The following is a 15,488-nucleotide window of genomic DNA, read 5'->3' on the forward strand; positions in this document are numbered from 1 at the left end:
CACATTTCGCTCATAAGGGACGACAGGAGGCGCGCCAAGGGATGATCAATTCGGAAGGGATCGCGCGTCCATCCGGACGAGGGAACGAAAGGTCGAAAGAACAGAGAGTCGAAAGAACAGAAAAGCGATAAACGCCTACGCCCGGGCCCGCCGACGGCGCACCTGGCGGAAGAAATAGGCCGCTTCGTTTCCGAGACTGACGCCCGTGGCCAGCACGACCATCAGGGCGACGGCCTGCACCATGTGCGTGACGCCGTGCTCGGATTCCCTGATGGCCAGCTCGCTCAGCGAGCGATAGAGGACACTGCCCGGCAGCAGCGGTGTGACGGCGGGAATGACCAGGGGCAGCGCCGACTCCCCGGTGCGCCGGACGATGAGCCGCCCCGCCACGCTGATGCCCGTCGCGACGACACCCGTGGTGAGCATGCGCGAGTAGCCCAGGTCCCGGAGGGCGACGTAGGCGATGACTCCGCTCACCCCGAGCAGCATCACGGTGAGCCACCGGCGGGGCGGTACCCGCATTCGGGAAGCGATCGCCGTCGCGAAGGCGGCGGCGCCCACGAAGCGCCACGTGAAGTAGTCGATCGTGGTGCTGTGCGAAAGGAGCGGCAGGTCCTGCCCGTTCTTGGTGGCGATGACGAGGACCACGCCGATGCCGGCGACGATCGCGACGAACACCAGCGCCGCGTCCATCACCCGGGCATACGCGGTCAGATAATGACCGGCCAGGGCGTCCTGCACGGCGCTCACCATGGTGAGCGTGGGCAGCAGCGACAGCACGCCGCCGACGACGAGGGCCGGGCTGATCTCGCCGTACCCGAGGATCTCGGCGACGTAGGCGAAGAGGGCGGCGGGCATGGCGGCCAGCGCGAAGCGGTAGAAGGGCAGGACGCCCAGCGCGGACAGGGCGCCGGTGAGGTATCCCGCGAGGGTGGCGGCGACGAACGACGGGACGACGACCAGCAGGTCGCCCCCTGCCACCAGGCTGCCCGACGCGGCGACGACACCGCTGTGCGCGGCCGCGACACCCCACCGGGCGGCCCGGCCCCGCCGCACCTCGCCCTCCGGCGGCGGCCCGAGCGCGAGCGCGCGTTCCCGGGCCTCGGTCGCGGTCACCGTTCGCTCGCTGATCTCCTGGACGAGGCGGTGGGTCCGCCCCAGGGCCGTGAAGTCGTTGGTCCTGCGGCGGACCACACGCTGCTCCACCAGCGGGCGGGCGTCCCCGGGCATCCGGCCCGACAGGGACACCACCCACATCGTCACGTCCGGCTCGCACCAGTGGAGCCCGAAGGACTCGGCCGTCGTCATCATGCCCGCGGCCGTCTCCTCGGCGGACGCGCCGTTGGCGATCAGCGCCTCGCCGATCATCAGCGCGAGAGCGATGACGAACGCGGCGTCGGGGCACCAGGGGTCGTCGGGCGGCGGCAGCGCCGGATCCGGATCGGGCTCCAGGCCGCGCAGCCGGCCCAGCTTCTCCTGCAGCCACGCCGGCGACTCGCTGGCCACGGCACGGTCCTTTCCTGTTCTCCGCCCCTGTCTTCGCGCCCATGGGGCCGGAGCGGTGCGCTGCTCCGGGCCCGGGTCAGGCCAGCCGGTCGCCCAGGTGCTCGCCCCGTCCGGGCGCGGGCAGGACGTAGCCGATCGCCGAGGCGCGGTGCTCGGTGAAGGCGTTCATGGCGTCCTTGTCGGCCAGCCGCTGCTGGACGCGGACGAAGAGCGCCGGGTCCCGCATGTACGCGATGAAGAGGAGGCCCTTGTCGTGGCTTCCGTCGTCGTAGGAGTAGCCGCGCCGCAGCATCCGGGCCCCGCTGTCGAGCCGGGAGTGCGCCAGGCGGACATGGGCGTCGGCGGGGATCACGTAGCGGCCCTGCGGAGTCTTGGCGTACAGGTCGACGTCGTCGCGTTCCGTGCGCCCGCCCAGGGGCGCGCCGCTGCCGCGATGGCGGCCGATCACCGCCTCCTGGCGGCCCCGGGACAGTGCCGTGAAGCGGTCGACGTCCATGCGGATGCGCCGGTAGACGAGGTGGGTGCCGCCGCTGCCGTCCCACACCCAGCGGGCCAGTTCGTCCTGTGCGGGGTTCTCGGTGCCGTCCTTGAAACGGAAGAGGTTGCGCGGGGTCTCGTGGGCGGCGTGCGGGGGCAGGAACCCCTTCTGCCGCCAGCGCGGGACGAAGGCGTCCTTGGCTTGGGCGGTCAGGCGGGCGGCGGCGCGGCGGCAGGCGAGCGGGTCGTCCGCGCAGAGCTGGACCAGGAGGTCGCCGCCGCAGCGCCGCTCCTCCAGCCGGTCGCCCGGGAAGGCGGGGGGTTCGCGCAGGCCGTCCGGCGCGGGAAGGTCCAGCTTGCGGTAGAGGTCCGGTCCGACGGCCACGGTCACGGTCAGTCGGCGTGCCGGGGGCGTCGTCCACGCGGCGAGGGTGCGGCGCACGGCGTCCACCGCCTTCCCCTTGCCCTCGGCGCGCAGGTCGTACGCGGCCAGCAGGACATGACGGGGCTGGGCCCCCGAGATGCCCGCCTGGACGCGACGCCTGGGCCGCTGGTCGTCGGAGCCGGTCGGGCGGGCCGCGCAGCTGCTCGCGCCGGCCAGGGCGGCGGTCGTGGCGAGCAGGGAGCGACGGGGCAGGGACGGGGGAGCGGTCACCGGTACTCCTCACAGGGGGGCGCGCCATCGTGGGCCGCTGAGGCAGGCATGACGGTACACCTTTGCGACATGAAGTCAGTTATTGCGAAATGTCGTGTATCGCCAGTCTGGTGGCGCCGTTCCGTCCGCACGGGAGCCGCCGTGCTGGCCGGGGCGGTCCTCGCGTCCCTGTCCGGCTGCGGATTCTCGGCCTCCGACGGCCGCCCCGGCCCGAGCGGACCTCCCGCGGTGCTGCGCGTTCCGGGGCAGTACCCGTCAATTCAGCGAGCGGTCGATGTCGCACGATCGGGTGACGTGGTGCTCGTCTCTTCGGGGGTTTACCGGGAGGCCGTGGTCGTGCGGCGGTCCGGGGTGACGCTGCGGGGCGCCGACCGCTCGCGCACCGTCATCGACGGGGAGTTCAAGCGGGCCAACGGCATCACCGTGACGGGCCCGGCCTCGGTGGTGGAGAACCTGACGGTGCGCAACCACCTCGCCAACGGGGTTCTGTTCACCGGCGTGACCGACGAGCGCCTCCAGGGCCCCGGCGCGGGCGGCGCCGGCTACGACCCGCTGGACACCGTCAAATTTCCGCCGCTGAAGGGCTTCAGGGCGTCGTACGTCACCGCGCACAACAACGCCTTGTACGGAATCTACGCCTTCGACGCCCGCAGCGGCGTCATCGAGCACTCCTACGCGTCCGGCCAGTCCGACTCCGGCATCTACGTCGGCCAGTGCGACCCCTGCGACACGGTGGTGCGCGGCAACGCGCTGGAGCACAACGCCATCGGCATCGAAGTCACCAACGCGTCGCGTGACTTGTACTTCCTCGGCAACGTGATCCGCCGCAACCGCGTGGGCATGACGGTCAACTCCAACAACCTGGAGGCGCTCGGCCCGCAGCACGAGGCCGTCGTCGTCGGCAACACCGTCACGGACAACAACGACCACCTCAGCCCCGAGCAGGCCGAGGGCGGCTACGGGATCGGCGTCGGTGTCGGGGGCGGCACCCGCAACCGCTTCGAGCGCAACCGCGTCGAGGGCCACCGGGTCGCCGCGTTCGTCCTCAGCGACGTGCAGGGCTATCCCGTCAAGGCCAACCGCGTCACCGGCAACGCCATCGGCCCGCGCGACACGGCCCTGGTCATCGAGGCGCGGCGCACCGGCGGCAACTGCTTCACGGGCAACGGCGCGTCGCCGACCAGCCCGGCGCCGCTGCCCCGCGCGGCAGCGGCCTGCCCCGGCCGGGACCGGCCGCTCACCCCACCCGGCAGGACGCGCCCGGTCGAGGTGCCGCCGGGCATCTCCTTCAAGGAGGTCGCCGCCCCGGCCCCGCAGCGCCCGATGCCCGCGGCGGCCACCGCACCGGGCCGCCCCGCACTCCGCCTCCCGGGCCCCGTCGACCTCGACACCTACCGGCTGCCCGCGCCCGTGCGCGACTGACGCCGGGCCGGGTGTCCTCGGGGCGCGTGGGTGATCCCAGGTGCGTGGTCCGCGCGGTGCCGGGGTCCGGCAGTGGTCCGAACCGGCTGCACTCTGTCTCTTGGGAAGATCCCTCGCCGACGCGTAACGTGAAGCGGCATGAAGATCCTCATCAGCGCCGACATGGAGGGCGCCACCGGAGTGACCTGGCCGGCGGACGTGTTGCCGGGCACCGCTCAATGGGAGCGGTGCCGGGCGATGTTCACCTCGGACGTGAACGCCGCCGTGCTGGGGTTCTTCGACGGCGGCGCCGACGAGGTGCTCATCAACGAAGCGCACTGGACCATGCGCAATCTGCTGCTGGAGCAGCTGGACGAACGGGCCGAGATGCTCACCGGCCGGCACAAGTCGCTGTCCATGGTCGAAGGGGTGCAGCACGGGGACGTCGACGGCATCGCGTTCATCGGGTACCACGCCGGCGCCGGCATGGAGGGCGTCCTCGCCCACACCTACCTCGCCAACCAGATCACCGGCGTCTGGGTCAACGGCGTACGGGCCAGCGAAGGGCTGCTCAACGCCCATGTCGTCGCCGAGTACGGCGTCCCCGTGGTGCTCGTCACCGGTGACGACCTCGCCTGCGAGGACGCCCTCGGCTACGCGCCCGGCGCGCTGAAGGTCGCCGTCAAGGACCACGTCTCGCGGTACGCGGCGGTCTGCCGCACCCCGGCCCGCACCGCCGCCGACATCCGCGGCGCGGCGAAGGAGGCCGCGGCGCTCGCCGTACGCCATGCGCCGGTGGCCGCCGGGCCGTTCACCGTAGAGGTCGAGTTCGACGCCGAGCATCTGTCCATGGCGTCGACCGTCGTACCTGGCGTGCGCCGTACGGGGGAGCGCAAGGTGGCCTATGACAGCGAGACGATGTACGAGGGGATCCGTACCTTCAAGGCGGTTACGACGATCGCCTCTGCCGCCGTGGAGGAGCAGTATGGGTGACCAGAGCCACAGCCAGCGTCAGAGCCGGGAGAACGAGGGGCAGGTGGACGACGACCACATCGACGCGCGGGCGCTCGACGAGGTCGTCACGTTCACCTCCGAGCTCATCCGCATCGACACCACCAATCACGGCAGCGGAGACTGCCGGGAGCGGCCGGCCGCCGAGTACGCGGCGGAGCGTCTCGCCGACGCGGGACTCGAACCGACGCTCCTGGAGCGCACTCCGGGGCGCACGAACGTCGTCGCCCGCATCGAGGGCACCGACCCCGGCGCCGACGCGCTGCTCGTCCACGGGCATCTGGACGTGGTCCCCGCGCAGGCCGCCGACTGGAGCGTCGACCCGTTCTCCGGGGAGGTCCGCGACGGCGTCGTCTGGGGCCGGGGCGCCATCGACATGAAGAACATGGACGCGATGATCCTCGCCGTCGTCCGGCGCTGGGCGCGCGCCGGGGTGCGCCCGCGGCGCGACCTCGTGATCGCCTTCACCGCCGACGAGGAGGCCAGCGCCGAGGACGGCTCCGGGTTCCTCGCCGACCGCCACGCCCCGCTCTTCGAGGGCTGCACGGAGGGCATCAGCGAGTCGGGGGCCTTCACCTTCCACGACGGGCGCGGCAACCAGATCTACCCCATCGCGGCGGGCGAGCGCGGCACCGGCTGGCTCAAGCTGACCGCACGCGGCAAGGCGGGCCACGGCTCCAAGGTCAACCACGCCAACGCGGTGAGCCGGCTGGCCGCCGCCATCACCCGCATCGGCGAGCACCGCTGGCCCGTGCGGCTCACCCCGACCGTGCGGGCCTCCCTCGTCGAACTGGCCACGCTCTACGGCCTGGAGACCGACCCGGAGGCACCCGGTTTCGACGTGGACGCCTTCCTGGAGAAGCTCGGCTCGACCGCCGACCTGGTCGCGCCGACCGTCCGCAACAGCGCCAATCCGACGATGCTGCAGTCCGGTTACAAGGTCAATGTGATCCCCGGGGAGGCCGTGGCCTACGTCGACGGGCGCTTCCTGCCCGGCGGCGAGGACGAGTTCCGTCGCACGCTTGACCGGCTCACCGGCCCTGACGTCGACTGGGAGTTCCACCACCGGGAGGTGGCGCTGCAGGCACCGGTCGACTCGCCGACGTACGCGCGCATGCGGGCGGCCGTCGAGGAGTTCGCGCCGGAGGGCCATGTCGTGCCGTACTGCATGTCGGGCGGCACGGACGCCAAGCAGTTCTCGCGGCTCGGCATCACCGGCTACGGCTTCTCGCCGCTGAGGACACCGGAGGGTTTCGACTACCAGGCCCTCTTCCACGGCGTGGACGAGTGCGTCCCCGTCGACGCCCTGCACTTCGGGGTCCGAGTCCTCGACCGCTTTCTGCGTACGGCCTAGGGAAAATGGGGGAAGTAAAGGACATGATGCAGACCCGGGCGTACGGATCATGGCCGTCACCGATCGACGCGGAACTCGCGGCCGCCCACGACGGCGCCCCGGGGTACGTGGGGTTCGTCGGGGGAGAGACCTGGTGGACGGAGCCCCGGCCCACCGAGTCGGGGCGCCGCGCGCTGGTGCGGCGGCTGCCCGGCGGCGAGGAGCGCTCGGTGCTCCCCGCGCCGTGGAACGTGCGCACCCGCGTCGTCGAGTACGGCGGCCGCCCCTGGGCCGGGACCGCGCGCCCCGAAGGGCCGCTGCTGGTCTTCGCGGACTTCGCCGACCAGCGCCTGTACGCGTACGAGCCGGACACCCCCGGCGCCGAGCCGCGCCCCCTGACGCCCGTCTCGGACGTCGGCGGCGGGCTGCGCTGGGCCGACCCGGTGCTCCGCCCGGACCGGGGCGAGGTCTGGTGCGTCCTGGAGGAGTTCACCGGCGAGGCGCCCACCGACGTGCGCCGCGTCATCGCCGCGGTGCCGCTCGACGGCTCGGCCGCCGAGGACCGTGGCGCGGTGCGCGAACTCTCCGACGGCGCCCACCGGTTCGTCACAGGACCCCGGCTCTCGCCCGACGGCACCCGGGCCGCGTGGATCGGCTGGGACCACCCGCGCATGCCGTGGGACGGCACCGAACTCGTCGTCGCCGACGTGCGCGAGGGCGGCGTCCTCGCCGCGCCGCGCACCGTCGCGGGCGGCCCCGACGAATCGGTCGCCCAGGTCGAATGGGCCCGCGACGGACGCCTGCTGTACTCCAGCGACCGCACCGGCTGGTGGAACCTGTACCGCGCCGCCCCGGACGGCGACGCCACCGCGCAGCCGCTCTGCCCCCGCCAGCAGGAGTTCGCGGGGCCCCTCTGGCAGATCGGCCTGAACTGGTTCGCGCCGCTGGACAGCGGCCTGATCGCCGTCGTGCACGGCAAGGGCGCCGCCGTGCTCGGCATACTCGACCCCGAGACCGGTGAGATCGTCGACGCGGCGGGACCCTGGACGGAGTGGGCCGCGACCGTCGCCGCCGAGGGCCCCCGCGTGGTGGGCGTCGCCGCGAGCCCGCGCAGCGCGCCCGAAGTGGTGGAGCTGGACACCGGCACCGGCCGCGCCCGCGTCGTCGGTGCCGCGCACGCCGACCCGGTGGACCCCACGTACTACCCCGAACCCCAGATCCGTACGTTCTACGGACCGGCCGGACGCGAGATCCACGCGCACATCTACCCGCCGCACAACCCGGCCCACCTCGCGCCCGACGACGAGCTCCCGCCCTATGTGGTGTGGGCGCACGGCGGCCCCACCGGGCGCTCGCCGCTCGTCCTCGACCTGGCCATCGCCTACTTCACCTCGCGCGGCATCGGCGTCGCCGAGGTCAACTACGGCGGCTCCACGGGATACGGCCGCGCCTACCGCAACCGGCTGCGCGAGCAGTGGGGCATCGCCGAGGTCGACGACTGCGCGGCCGTCGCCCTCGCGCTCGCCGACGAGGGCACCGCCGACCGGGACCGGCTCGCGATCCGCGGCGGCAGCGCGGGCGGCTGGACCACCGCCGTCTCGCTCACCGGCACCGACGTCTACGCCTGCGGGACGATCATCTATCCCGTCCTGGACCTCACCGCGTTCGCGTCGGGCGAGACCCACGACCTCGAATCCCGCTATCTGGAGTCCCTCGTCGGCCCGCTCGCCGAGGTGCCCGGGCGGTACGCGGAGCGCTCGCCGGTGGCGCACGCCGAGCGGATCACCGCGCCGTTCCTGTTGCTCCAGGGGCTCGACGACGTGGTCTGTCCGCCGGCCCAGTCCGAGCGGTTCCTCGCCAGGATGGAGGGGCGCGGCATTCCGCACGCCTTCATCGCCTTCGAGGGGGAGGGCCACGGATTCCGCCGCGCCGACACCATGATCCGCGCGCTGGAGGCCGAACTCTCGCTGTACGCCCAGGTCTTCGGGCTCACCCTCGCGGGCCGCGTACCGACCCTGGAGCTCGCCAAGTGAGACCCCTGGCACGGCCCGCGCGTCTGAACCCGGGCGCGCGGGTCGCCGTCGTCGCGCCCAGCGGCCCCGTCCCCGAGGCCGCCCTCGAAGCGGGCCTCGACCTGCTGCGCGGCTGGGACCTGGAACCGGTCGTCATGCCCCACGCGCGGGACCGCCACGAGGCGTTCGACTACCTCGCGGGGACGGACGCCGACCGCGCCCGCGACCTGGAGCGGGCCTGGTGCGACCCGACGGTCTCCGCCGTGTTCTGCGCGCGCGGCGGATACGGCGCCCAGCGCATGGTCGACCTCGTCGACTGGGCGGCGCTGCGGGCGGCGACCCGGGCCGCCGGGCCCAAGGTGTTCCTCGGCTACAGCGACATCACCGCGCTGCACGAGGCCTTCGCCACGCGCCTGGGCCTCGCCACCCTGCACGGCCCGATGACCGCCGTGACCGACTTCCTGAAGAACGCGCGGGCGCAGGAGCACCTGCGCACGACGCTCTTCACGCCGGAGGACGCCCGGGTGATCCCGGCCGCCGCGCCGCACGCCGCGACCCTGGTGGGCGGCCGGGCCCGGGGCGTCACGCTCGGCGGCTGCGTGTCGCTGCTGGCCGCCGAGCTGGGCGTGCCCGGGGCGCGGGCGTCCGCGCGCGGGGGCCTGCTGTTCCTGGAGGACATCGGCGAGGAGCCGTACCGCCTCGACCGCATCCTGACCCAGCTCCTGCGCTCCGGCTGGCTGAGCGGCGTCGCCGGGATCGCGCTCGGCTCCTGGGTGGACTGCGGGCCGTACGACGAGGTCAGGGCGCTCTTCGCCGACCGGCTCGGCGGCCTCGGGGTGCCGGTGGTCGAGGAGTTCGGATTCGGGCACGGCGAGGGGGCGCTGACCGTGCCGTTCGGCGCGGCCGGCGAACTGGACGCCGACGCGCTGACGTTGACGCTGGACGAGCCCGCGCTCGTGTGACGGCGGTGGTGGCCCGGCCCCGGGCGGCCCGCGCCCGGCCGCTCCGACCTTCGCCCGGCGACCTTGGCCTTCGCCCGGCGACCCCGGCCCCCGTCCGTCACCCGCATGGCCCAGCGCCCCACCCGGGGGACACGCCCACCGCGCGCGAACCCGTACCGCTGCCCATGCTGGGGACCGGGGGAGGCCGGACGTACCTCCGACGGAAGGGTCCACACCATGAGCCCCAACACCTCGACGGGCGGCTCCAAGAGCGGCGGCCCGGGCGGCGGGCTGATGACGCCCGGCCGGGTGGCCGTCGCCGCGGTCGCCGTCCTCACCCTGGTCTTCATCTTCGAGAACACCCGCAGCACCAAGATCCGACTGCTGATCCCCGAGGTCACCCTGCCCCTGTGGATGGCCCTGCTCGGCACGGCGCTGATCGGCGCCCTGTGCGGGGCCTACTTCGTCCGGAGGCGCAAGTGAACGTCAGGCTCAAGCGCGCGGGAGTGGTCGTGGGCGGCGCCGCGGCCGCGACCCTCATGGCGGTCACCACGGCGACCGCCGCGGGGCCTCCGCTGCCGGACTTCCGCGGACGGGGCCTGATGCACGTCTTCTCCACCGTCGACTACCGCACCCGCGTCGACGTCCAGGACGCGAGCGGCTTCCACCGCCACGTCCTGTGGCCGCTGAACTGGAAGGTCTGCACCCAGTCACCGGCGCCGGGCCGGCAGCTGGGCGGCGGCACGCTCACGATCGGCGTCGTGAAGAAGCAGGAGCGGTGCCCGGCGGCCTAGCCCCGGCGGCCTGGCCCCGGCGGGCGCCGGACGCGCCCGCGCGGGCAGCGGATAGCGTGGCCCGATGCCCGACAGAGCAGGTCATCTCGCCGCAGGCCCCCGCGTGGGGATACGCCACATCACTCCCGCGGACGGCGCGGAGTTCACCGCCCGCGCCCGGGAGAGCCGGGAACTGCACCGTCCCTGGCTCTTCCCGCCGGCCGACGGGCCCACCTACCGGACCTACGCCGAGGCGCTCGTCGGGGACCCGGCGAAGGCCGGATTCCTCGTGTGCGCGCGGGACAGCGGTGCCATCGGCGGATTCATCAACATCAACAACATCGTCCACGGCGCCTTCCGCTGCGGCGCCCTGGGCTACGGCGCCTTCGCCCACGCGGCGGGGCGCGGCCTGATGTCCGAGGGGCTCGGGCTCGTCCTGTCGTACGCCTTCACCGAGCTCGCACTGCACCGGCTCGAGGCCAACATCCAGCCGGGCAACGCCGGTTCGCTCGCGCTGGTGCGCCGCGCGGGCTTCCGGCGCGAAGGGTTCTCGCCGGACTTCCTCTTCATCGACGGGGCCTGGCGCGACCACGAACGCTGGGCGATCACCGCCGACATGGCGCGGCCCCCGGTCAGCGGCGCGACGGCTTCCGGTTGATCTTCATGGTGTCCATGTCCGTCACCGTGGACCGCAGCCCGCCGAAGCCGTGGCCCAGCGCGGTCAGCAGCCCCTCCGCCCTCTCCTCGGCCAGCGCCCCCGCCATCTCCTCGCCGTCCTCGGCGTCCGAGACCACCACGAAGCGGTACGAGAAGTGCTTGAGCACGCGGTCGTAGGTGAGCGAGCCCTCCGGGGTGAACTTCATCTGCGCCAGGCCGTGCTCCTCGACCTCCGCGAGGAGCGTGGCCCGGGAGGCGTCCGTCAGGCCCTCGAAGGTCCCCCGGACGATCACCCGGTAGGTGTGCTGCGTGCCCATGATCCGATCCGCTCCTCTCGCCCGACAGCGCCCGCGGCACTGCGATCGAACAGTGTGTTGAAAAGGCCAGCCTATGTCGCCGAGGATGATCCGCATGCGGAATATCGTGGTCGTCGACGCCCCCTCCAACCTGGGCCTGCGCCCGCCCGCCCCCGGCACCGTGCCCGGCTGCTACAAGCTCGCCGGAGCGCTGCGGGAGCGGGGTCTCCCGCGGCGCCTCGGCGCCTTCGAGGGCGGGGTCGTGGTCCCGCCGCGCTACGACCGGGGCGACTGGCGGGAGGGCGACGGCGTCTTCAACGCGGCCGCGATCGCCGCGTACACCGTCAAGCTCGCCGACCGCATCGAACACCACGTGCGCGCCGGTGACTTCCTCGTCGTGCTCGGCGGCGACTGCTCCATCCAGCTCGGCGCCGCGCTCGCGCTCCGGCGCATCGGGCGGTACGGCATCGCCGCCGTGGACGGCTCCGCGGACTTCCGCCACACCGGCAACTCCGACCGGATCGGTGCCGCCGGCGGCGAGGAGCTGGCCCTCGCGACCGGCCGCGGACAGGAAGACCTCACCGACATCGAGGGGCTGGGGCCCTATCTGCGCGACGAGGACGTGCGCCTGTTCGGGATGCGGGACGACGACGAGGACCGCGCCGAGTTCACCGAGCTGAAGATCTCCCACGCCACCGTCGGCGAGATCCGGGAGCGGGGTCCGCATGAGATCGCGCGCGCCGTCGTGCAGACGCTCGAAGTGCCCGTACTGGACGGCTTCTGGGTGCACCTGGACGCCGATGTCCTCGACCCGTCCGTGATGCCCGCCGTCGACAGCCCCGACGACGGTGGTCTGCTGCCCGACGAACTCCTCTCGCTGCTGCGGCCGTTGGTGAACTCGCCGCGCTGCGTCGGGCTCAACGTGACCATCTACGACCCCGACCTCGACCCGGACGGCACCGCCGGAGACCTGCTCGCGGATCTGGTCGTGGGCGCTTTTGCGCAATCCTGACCTGGGAACCCTCTGGTCGTGGCCGCGGTGACCGTGTTCCATGGTGATCGTGAAGACCACCGTGCGACGCGACGTACTGACCCTGCCCGCCGCCGAGTCGGGGCCCGAGAACCCGCTGCCTCCGCTGCTGCCGCTGCGGCACGTCCACACCCTGGACGAGCGCGACAAGGAGGGCCTGCCGCGCGACATGGCGCGCCAGCTCGGGTACGAGCCGCTGGGCTCACCGCTGCCCACCCGGGTCCTCGACGGCTTCGGCCGCGAGCGCGCCGAGACACGGCTCGACGTGATCGTCGTCGAGAACGACCGGCTGCGGGCCACGGTGCTGCCCGGCTACGGCGGCCGCGTCCACTCCCTGTTCCACAAGCCGACCGGGCGCGAACTGCTCTACCGCAACCCCGTGTTGCAGCCCGCCGCGTTCGCGCTCAACGGCGCGTGGTTCTCCGGCGGCATCGAGTGGAACATCGGCGCCACCGGCCACACCACCCTGTCCTGCGCGCCCGTCCACGCCGCCCGCGTGACCGGTCCCGACGGCGGTGAGATGCTGCGCCTGTGGGAGTGGGAGCGGCTGCGCGACCTGCCCTTCCAGGTGGACCTGTGGCTGCCCGATGGCTCCGACTTCCTCCATGTCGGCGTCCGCGTCCGCAACCCGCACGAGAAGCCCGTGCCCGTCTACTGGTGGTCGAACATCGCGGTGCCCGACGACCGCAGGGTCCTCGCCCCGGCCGACGAGGCCTGGCGGTTCGCCTACCCCGGCGGACTGCGGAAGGTGCCCGTCCCGGAGTACGACGGCGCCGACCGCACCTACCCGCGGCGCAGCGAGTACCCCGCCGACTACTTCTACGACGTGCCGGACGGCGAGCGGCGATGGATCGCCGCGCTCGACGAGGAGGGGCACGGCCTCGTCCAGACCTCCACCGACCTGCCGCGCGGCCGCAAGCTCTTCCTCTGGGGCACGGGCACCGGCGGGCGGCGCTGGCAGGAGTGGCTCACCGAGCCCGGCACCGGCGGCTACGCGGAGATCCAGTCGGGCCTCGCGCGCACCCAGCTCGAACACGTACGCCTGGACGCCGAGGCCGAGTTCAGCTGGCTGGAGTCGTACGGACCGCTGTCGGCGCCCGCGGAGCGGGTGCACGGCGACTGGGCGCAGGCGCGCGGCGAGGTGGCGGCGCGGCTCGCCGACGCGCTGCCGCGCGAGGACGTCGACACCGCGTACGAGGCGTGGCTCGCCCACGCCGACACCGAACCCGGCGAGGTGCTCGCCGTCGGCTCGGGCTGGGGCGCGCTCGAAGTCCTGCGCGCCGAGTACAAGTTGCCGGGCACGCCCTTCGACGAGTCGACGCTCGGCCCCGAACAGGAGCCGTGGCGGGAGCTGCTGGAGACCGGCGCCGTGCCCGAGCCGCGCAAGGTCGCCCCGCCCGGCCCGACGCTGGTCTCGCCGCACTGGCGCGACATGCTGGAGACGGCGCCCGCGCGCCCGCTGGCCGAGTACCACCTGGGCGTCGCCCAGTGGCACGCCGGGGACCGCGCGCAGGCGGTCCGCAGCTGGGAGCGGGGCCTCGCACTCGCGCCCTCGCGCTGGCCGTTGCTGCGCTGCCTCGCCGTCGCCGACCGTGCGGAGGGCAACACCGAGCGGTCCGCCGACCGGTACGCGGAGGCGTTCGACGACCTGTGCCTGGAACGGCGCGACGAGGGCGCCGCCTGGACGACGGCGACCGCCGCGCTCGGCCGCGAGGCGATCGAGGCGCTGCTGGACGCCCGCCGCACCGAGGCGGCCCGCGAGGTCTGGACCCGCCTGCACGAGGCCACCCGCGCCGAGGGCCGCTTCCGCCTCCTGGAGGCACAACTCCTCTACGCCGAGGGCGACATGGCTGCCGTCCGCGCCGTCTTCGAGTCCGGCTTCGAGCCGGCGGACCTGCGCGAGGGCGCGGAGGAGCTGGGCGACCTGTGGGCGGCCGCGACGGGTGAAGAGATACCGGAGCGGTACGACTTCAGGATGCGGCCGCCCCAGGAGTGAGCCGGGCGGTGCGGCCTCGCGCGGGGCCGCACCGCCGTCCCACGTCAGACGAGCCTGCCGCCGCGCGCCACCACCCGGCCGCCGTGCACCACCACGTCCCGCTGCGGCATGTCCACCACGACCTGCGGCAGGCACTCGGCCCTGACCAGGACGAAGTCGGCCGGGGCACCGGGGGAGAGGTCGGCGCGGGGCAGGCCCATGACGTCCGAGCCGCCGTGCGCGCCCACCTCGAAGCAGTCCGTGAGCTCCTCGTCCAGACGGACGTCGGTGACCCAGCCGAGGATGTGCGTGCGGTGGAACATGTCCGCGTTGCCGAACGGGCTCCAGGAGTCGCGCACCCCGTCCGAGCCGAGCCCGACCCGCACCCCGTGCTCGTGCAGCTTCGCGATGGGCAGGACCAGCGACTCGTTCGGCGCCACCGTCGTCAGGGAGATGTCGAGGTCTCCCAACTCGGCTGCCATCGGGCCCAGTTCGGTGTCGGACAGGTTCGGCAGGCAGAAGACGTGGCTGACTGTCACCTTGCCGCGCAGCGACAGCGCCCGGGTGCGCTCCATGATGGCGCGCAGGACCCGCACGCCCTTCTCGTCGCGGTCGTGCAGATGGATGTCCACGCCGATGCCGTGCCGGTCGGCGAGGCCGAAGACCAGGTCGAGCTGCTCGTCCATCGCGTGGTCGAAGCTGATCGGGTCGATGCCGCCGACGAAGTCGACGAGCCCGGAGCGGGCCGCCTCCTCCAGGAGTTCGGCCGTGCCGGGCGTGCGGACCACGCCGTGCTGCGGGAACGCCACGATCTGGACGTCGAGCGCGTGCTTCAGCCGCTTGCGTGCCTCGGCGACCCCTTCGAGTCCCGCCAGGTCGTAGGCGGGCGCCACGTCCGCGTGGGCCCGCATCGCGCGGGTGCCGCGGGTCACGGCATGCGCCATCAGGCCGTACGCGCGCTCACCGACCGAGCGCGACTGGCTCTTGAACAGTTCCACGTCCTGGGCGACGTAGTCGGCGATGCCGTTCGCGGGCCTGCGCGAGATCCAGTCGCCGCCCCACGTCGTCTTGTCGGGGTGGATGTGCGCGTCCACGAGGGAGGGCAGCGCGATCCGGCCGCCGCCCTCGACGACCTCCGCGCCCTTGGGCGCGGGCTTGTCGGAGATCCGGCCGTCGACCACGGTGAGGTCCACGGGCCGCTGCGCGCCGAGCGGGCGTACGTCGCGGAAGACCACGGCCCTCGGGCGGTGCCCGGCGCCGTGGCCGCCGCGGTCGTCGCGGTCGCGGGTGTCGGCGTACGCGGCCGTGGCGCCGGAGGGCAGGGTGGCGCCGGTGCCGGCCAGGGCGGCGGCGCCGGCGAGCACACCGCGGCGGGAGAGCGGGGTCATGGGTACTCCTTCGATGGGTGGCTTCGGGTCGTT

The 15,488-nt window shown here is 73.4% G+C and carries 14 protein-coding genes; 10 read left to right on the forward strand and 4 right to left on the reverse strand.

Going from position 1 to position 15,488, the window contains the following annotated elements; all coding sequences use genetic code 11:
• Positions 1–135 precede the first annotated feature (135 nt).
• On the reverse strand, positions 136–1,506 hold the full coding sequence (locus AB0L89_RS29645; RefSeq protein WP_365147414.1) for a threonine/serine exporter family protein: 1,371 nt from the start codon (positions 1,504–1,506) through the stop codon (positions 136–138).
• A 76-nt stretch (positions 1,507–1,582) separates the two neighbouring features.
• Entirely contained in the window at positions 1,583–2,638 is a 1,056-nt protein-coding gene (locus AB0L89_RS29650; RefSeq protein ID WP_365147417.1) for a Dyp-type peroxidase, read from the reverse strand.
• 294 nt (positions 2,639–2,932) lie between these two features.
• Between AB0L89_RS29650 and AB0L89_RS29655 the strand changes: the two genes are divergently transcribed.
• From AB0L89_RS29655 to AB0L89_RS29690, 8 genes are all read left to right on the forward strand, one after another.
• Entirely contained in the window at positions 2,933–4,060 is a 1,128-nt protein-coding gene (locus tag AB0L89_RS29655; RefSeq protein ID WP_365147420.1) for a right-handed parallel beta-helix repeat-containing protein, read from the forward strand.
• 138 nt (positions 4,061–4,198) lie between these two features.
• A complete protein-coding gene (locus AB0L89_RS29660; protein WP_365147423.1) occupies positions 4,199–5,032 on the forward strand; it encodes a M55 family metallopeptidase in 834 nt (277 codons plus the stop codon).
• Positions 5,025–6,404 (forward strand): M20/M25/M40 family metallo-hydrolase, encoded by a 1,380-nt coding sequence (locus tag AB0L89_RS29665; protein ID WP_365147426.1) that lies wholly within the window; start codon positions 5,025–5,027, stop codon positions 6,402–6,404. The genes AB0L89_RS29660 and AB0L89_RS29665 overlap by 8 nt, the downstream gene beginning before the upstream one ends.
• Positions 6,405–6,430: 26 nt before the next feature.
• Complete coding sequence (locus AB0L89_RS29670) at positions 6,431–8,416, forward strand: prolyl oligopeptidase family serine peptidase (RefSeq protein ID WP_365147882.1); 1,986 nt, start codon at positions 6,431–6,433, stop codon at positions 8,414–8,416.
• Positions 8,413–9,357, forward strand: a complete 945-nt coding sequence (locus tag AB0L89_RS29675; RefSeq protein ID WP_365147429.1) for an LD-carboxypeptidase — start codon at positions 8,413–8,415, stop codon at positions 9,355–9,357. Before AB0L89_RS29670 ends, AB0L89_RS29675 begins: the two co-directional genes overlap by 4 nt.
• Before the next feature lie 216 nt (positions 9,358–9,573).
• Entirely contained in the window at positions 9,574–9,819 is a 246-nt protein-coding gene (locus AB0L89_RS29680; protein WP_365147432.1) for a DUF1049 domain-containing protein, read from the forward strand.
• Positions 9,816–10,130, forward strand: a complete 315-nt coding sequence (locus tag AB0L89_RS29685; protein ID WP_365147435.1) for a hypothetical protein — start codon at positions 9,816–9,818, stop codon at positions 10,128–10,130. The genes AB0L89_RS29680 and AB0L89_RS29685 overlap by 4 nt, the downstream gene beginning before the upstream one ends.
• A 64-nt stretch (positions 10,131–10,194) precedes the next feature.
• On the forward strand, positions 10,195–10,767 hold the full coding sequence (locus AB0L89_RS29690) for a GNAT family protein (RefSeq protein WP_365147438.1): 573 nt from the start codon (positions 10,195–10,197) through the stop codon (positions 10,765–10,767).
• Here AB0L89_RS29690 and AB0L89_RS29695 read toward each other — a convergent pair.
• Positions 10,742–11,083: a DUF6204 family protein gene (locus tag AB0L89_RS29695; protein ID WP_365147441.1), complete on the reverse strand. Its 342-nt coding sequence runs from the start codon at positions 11,081–11,083 to the stop codon at positions 10,742–10,744. The genes AB0L89_RS29690 and AB0L89_RS29695 overlap by 26 nt on opposite strands.
• Positions 11,084–11,177: 94 nt before the next feature.
• On the opposite strand from AB0L89_RS29695, the gene AB0L89_RS29700 reads away from it, so the two are divergent.
• Together AB0L89_RS29700 and AB0L89_RS29705 are read left to right on the forward strand one after the other, a co-directional pair.
• A complete protein-coding gene (locus AB0L89_RS29700; RefSeq protein WP_365147444.1) occupies positions 11,178–12,074 on the forward strand; it encodes an arginase family protein in 897 nt (298 codons plus the stop codon).
• A gap of 40 nt (positions 12,075–12,114) precedes the next feature.
• Entirely contained in the window at positions 12,115–14,088 is a 1,974-nt protein-coding gene (locus AB0L89_RS29705) for a DUF5107 domain-containing protein (RefSeq protein ID WP_365147447.1), read from the forward strand.
• A 44-nt stretch (positions 14,089–14,132) separates the two neighbouring features.
• On the opposite strand, the gene AB0L89_RS29710 is transcribed toward AB0L89_RS29705, so the two are convergent.
• The gene (locus tag AB0L89_RS29710; protein WP_365147451.1) at positions 14,133–15,455 is read right to left on the reverse strand and encodes an amidohydrolase; all 1,323 of its coding nucleotides are present in this window, start codon (positions 15,453–15,455) and stop codon (positions 14,133–14,135) included.
• Positions 15,456–15,488: the final 33 nt, after the last annotated feature.

Source organism: Streptomyces sp. NPDC052114 (assembly GCF_040680155.1).
Classification (GTDB): Bacteria; Actinomycetota; Actinomycetes; order Streptomycetales; family Streptomycetaceae; genus Streptomyces.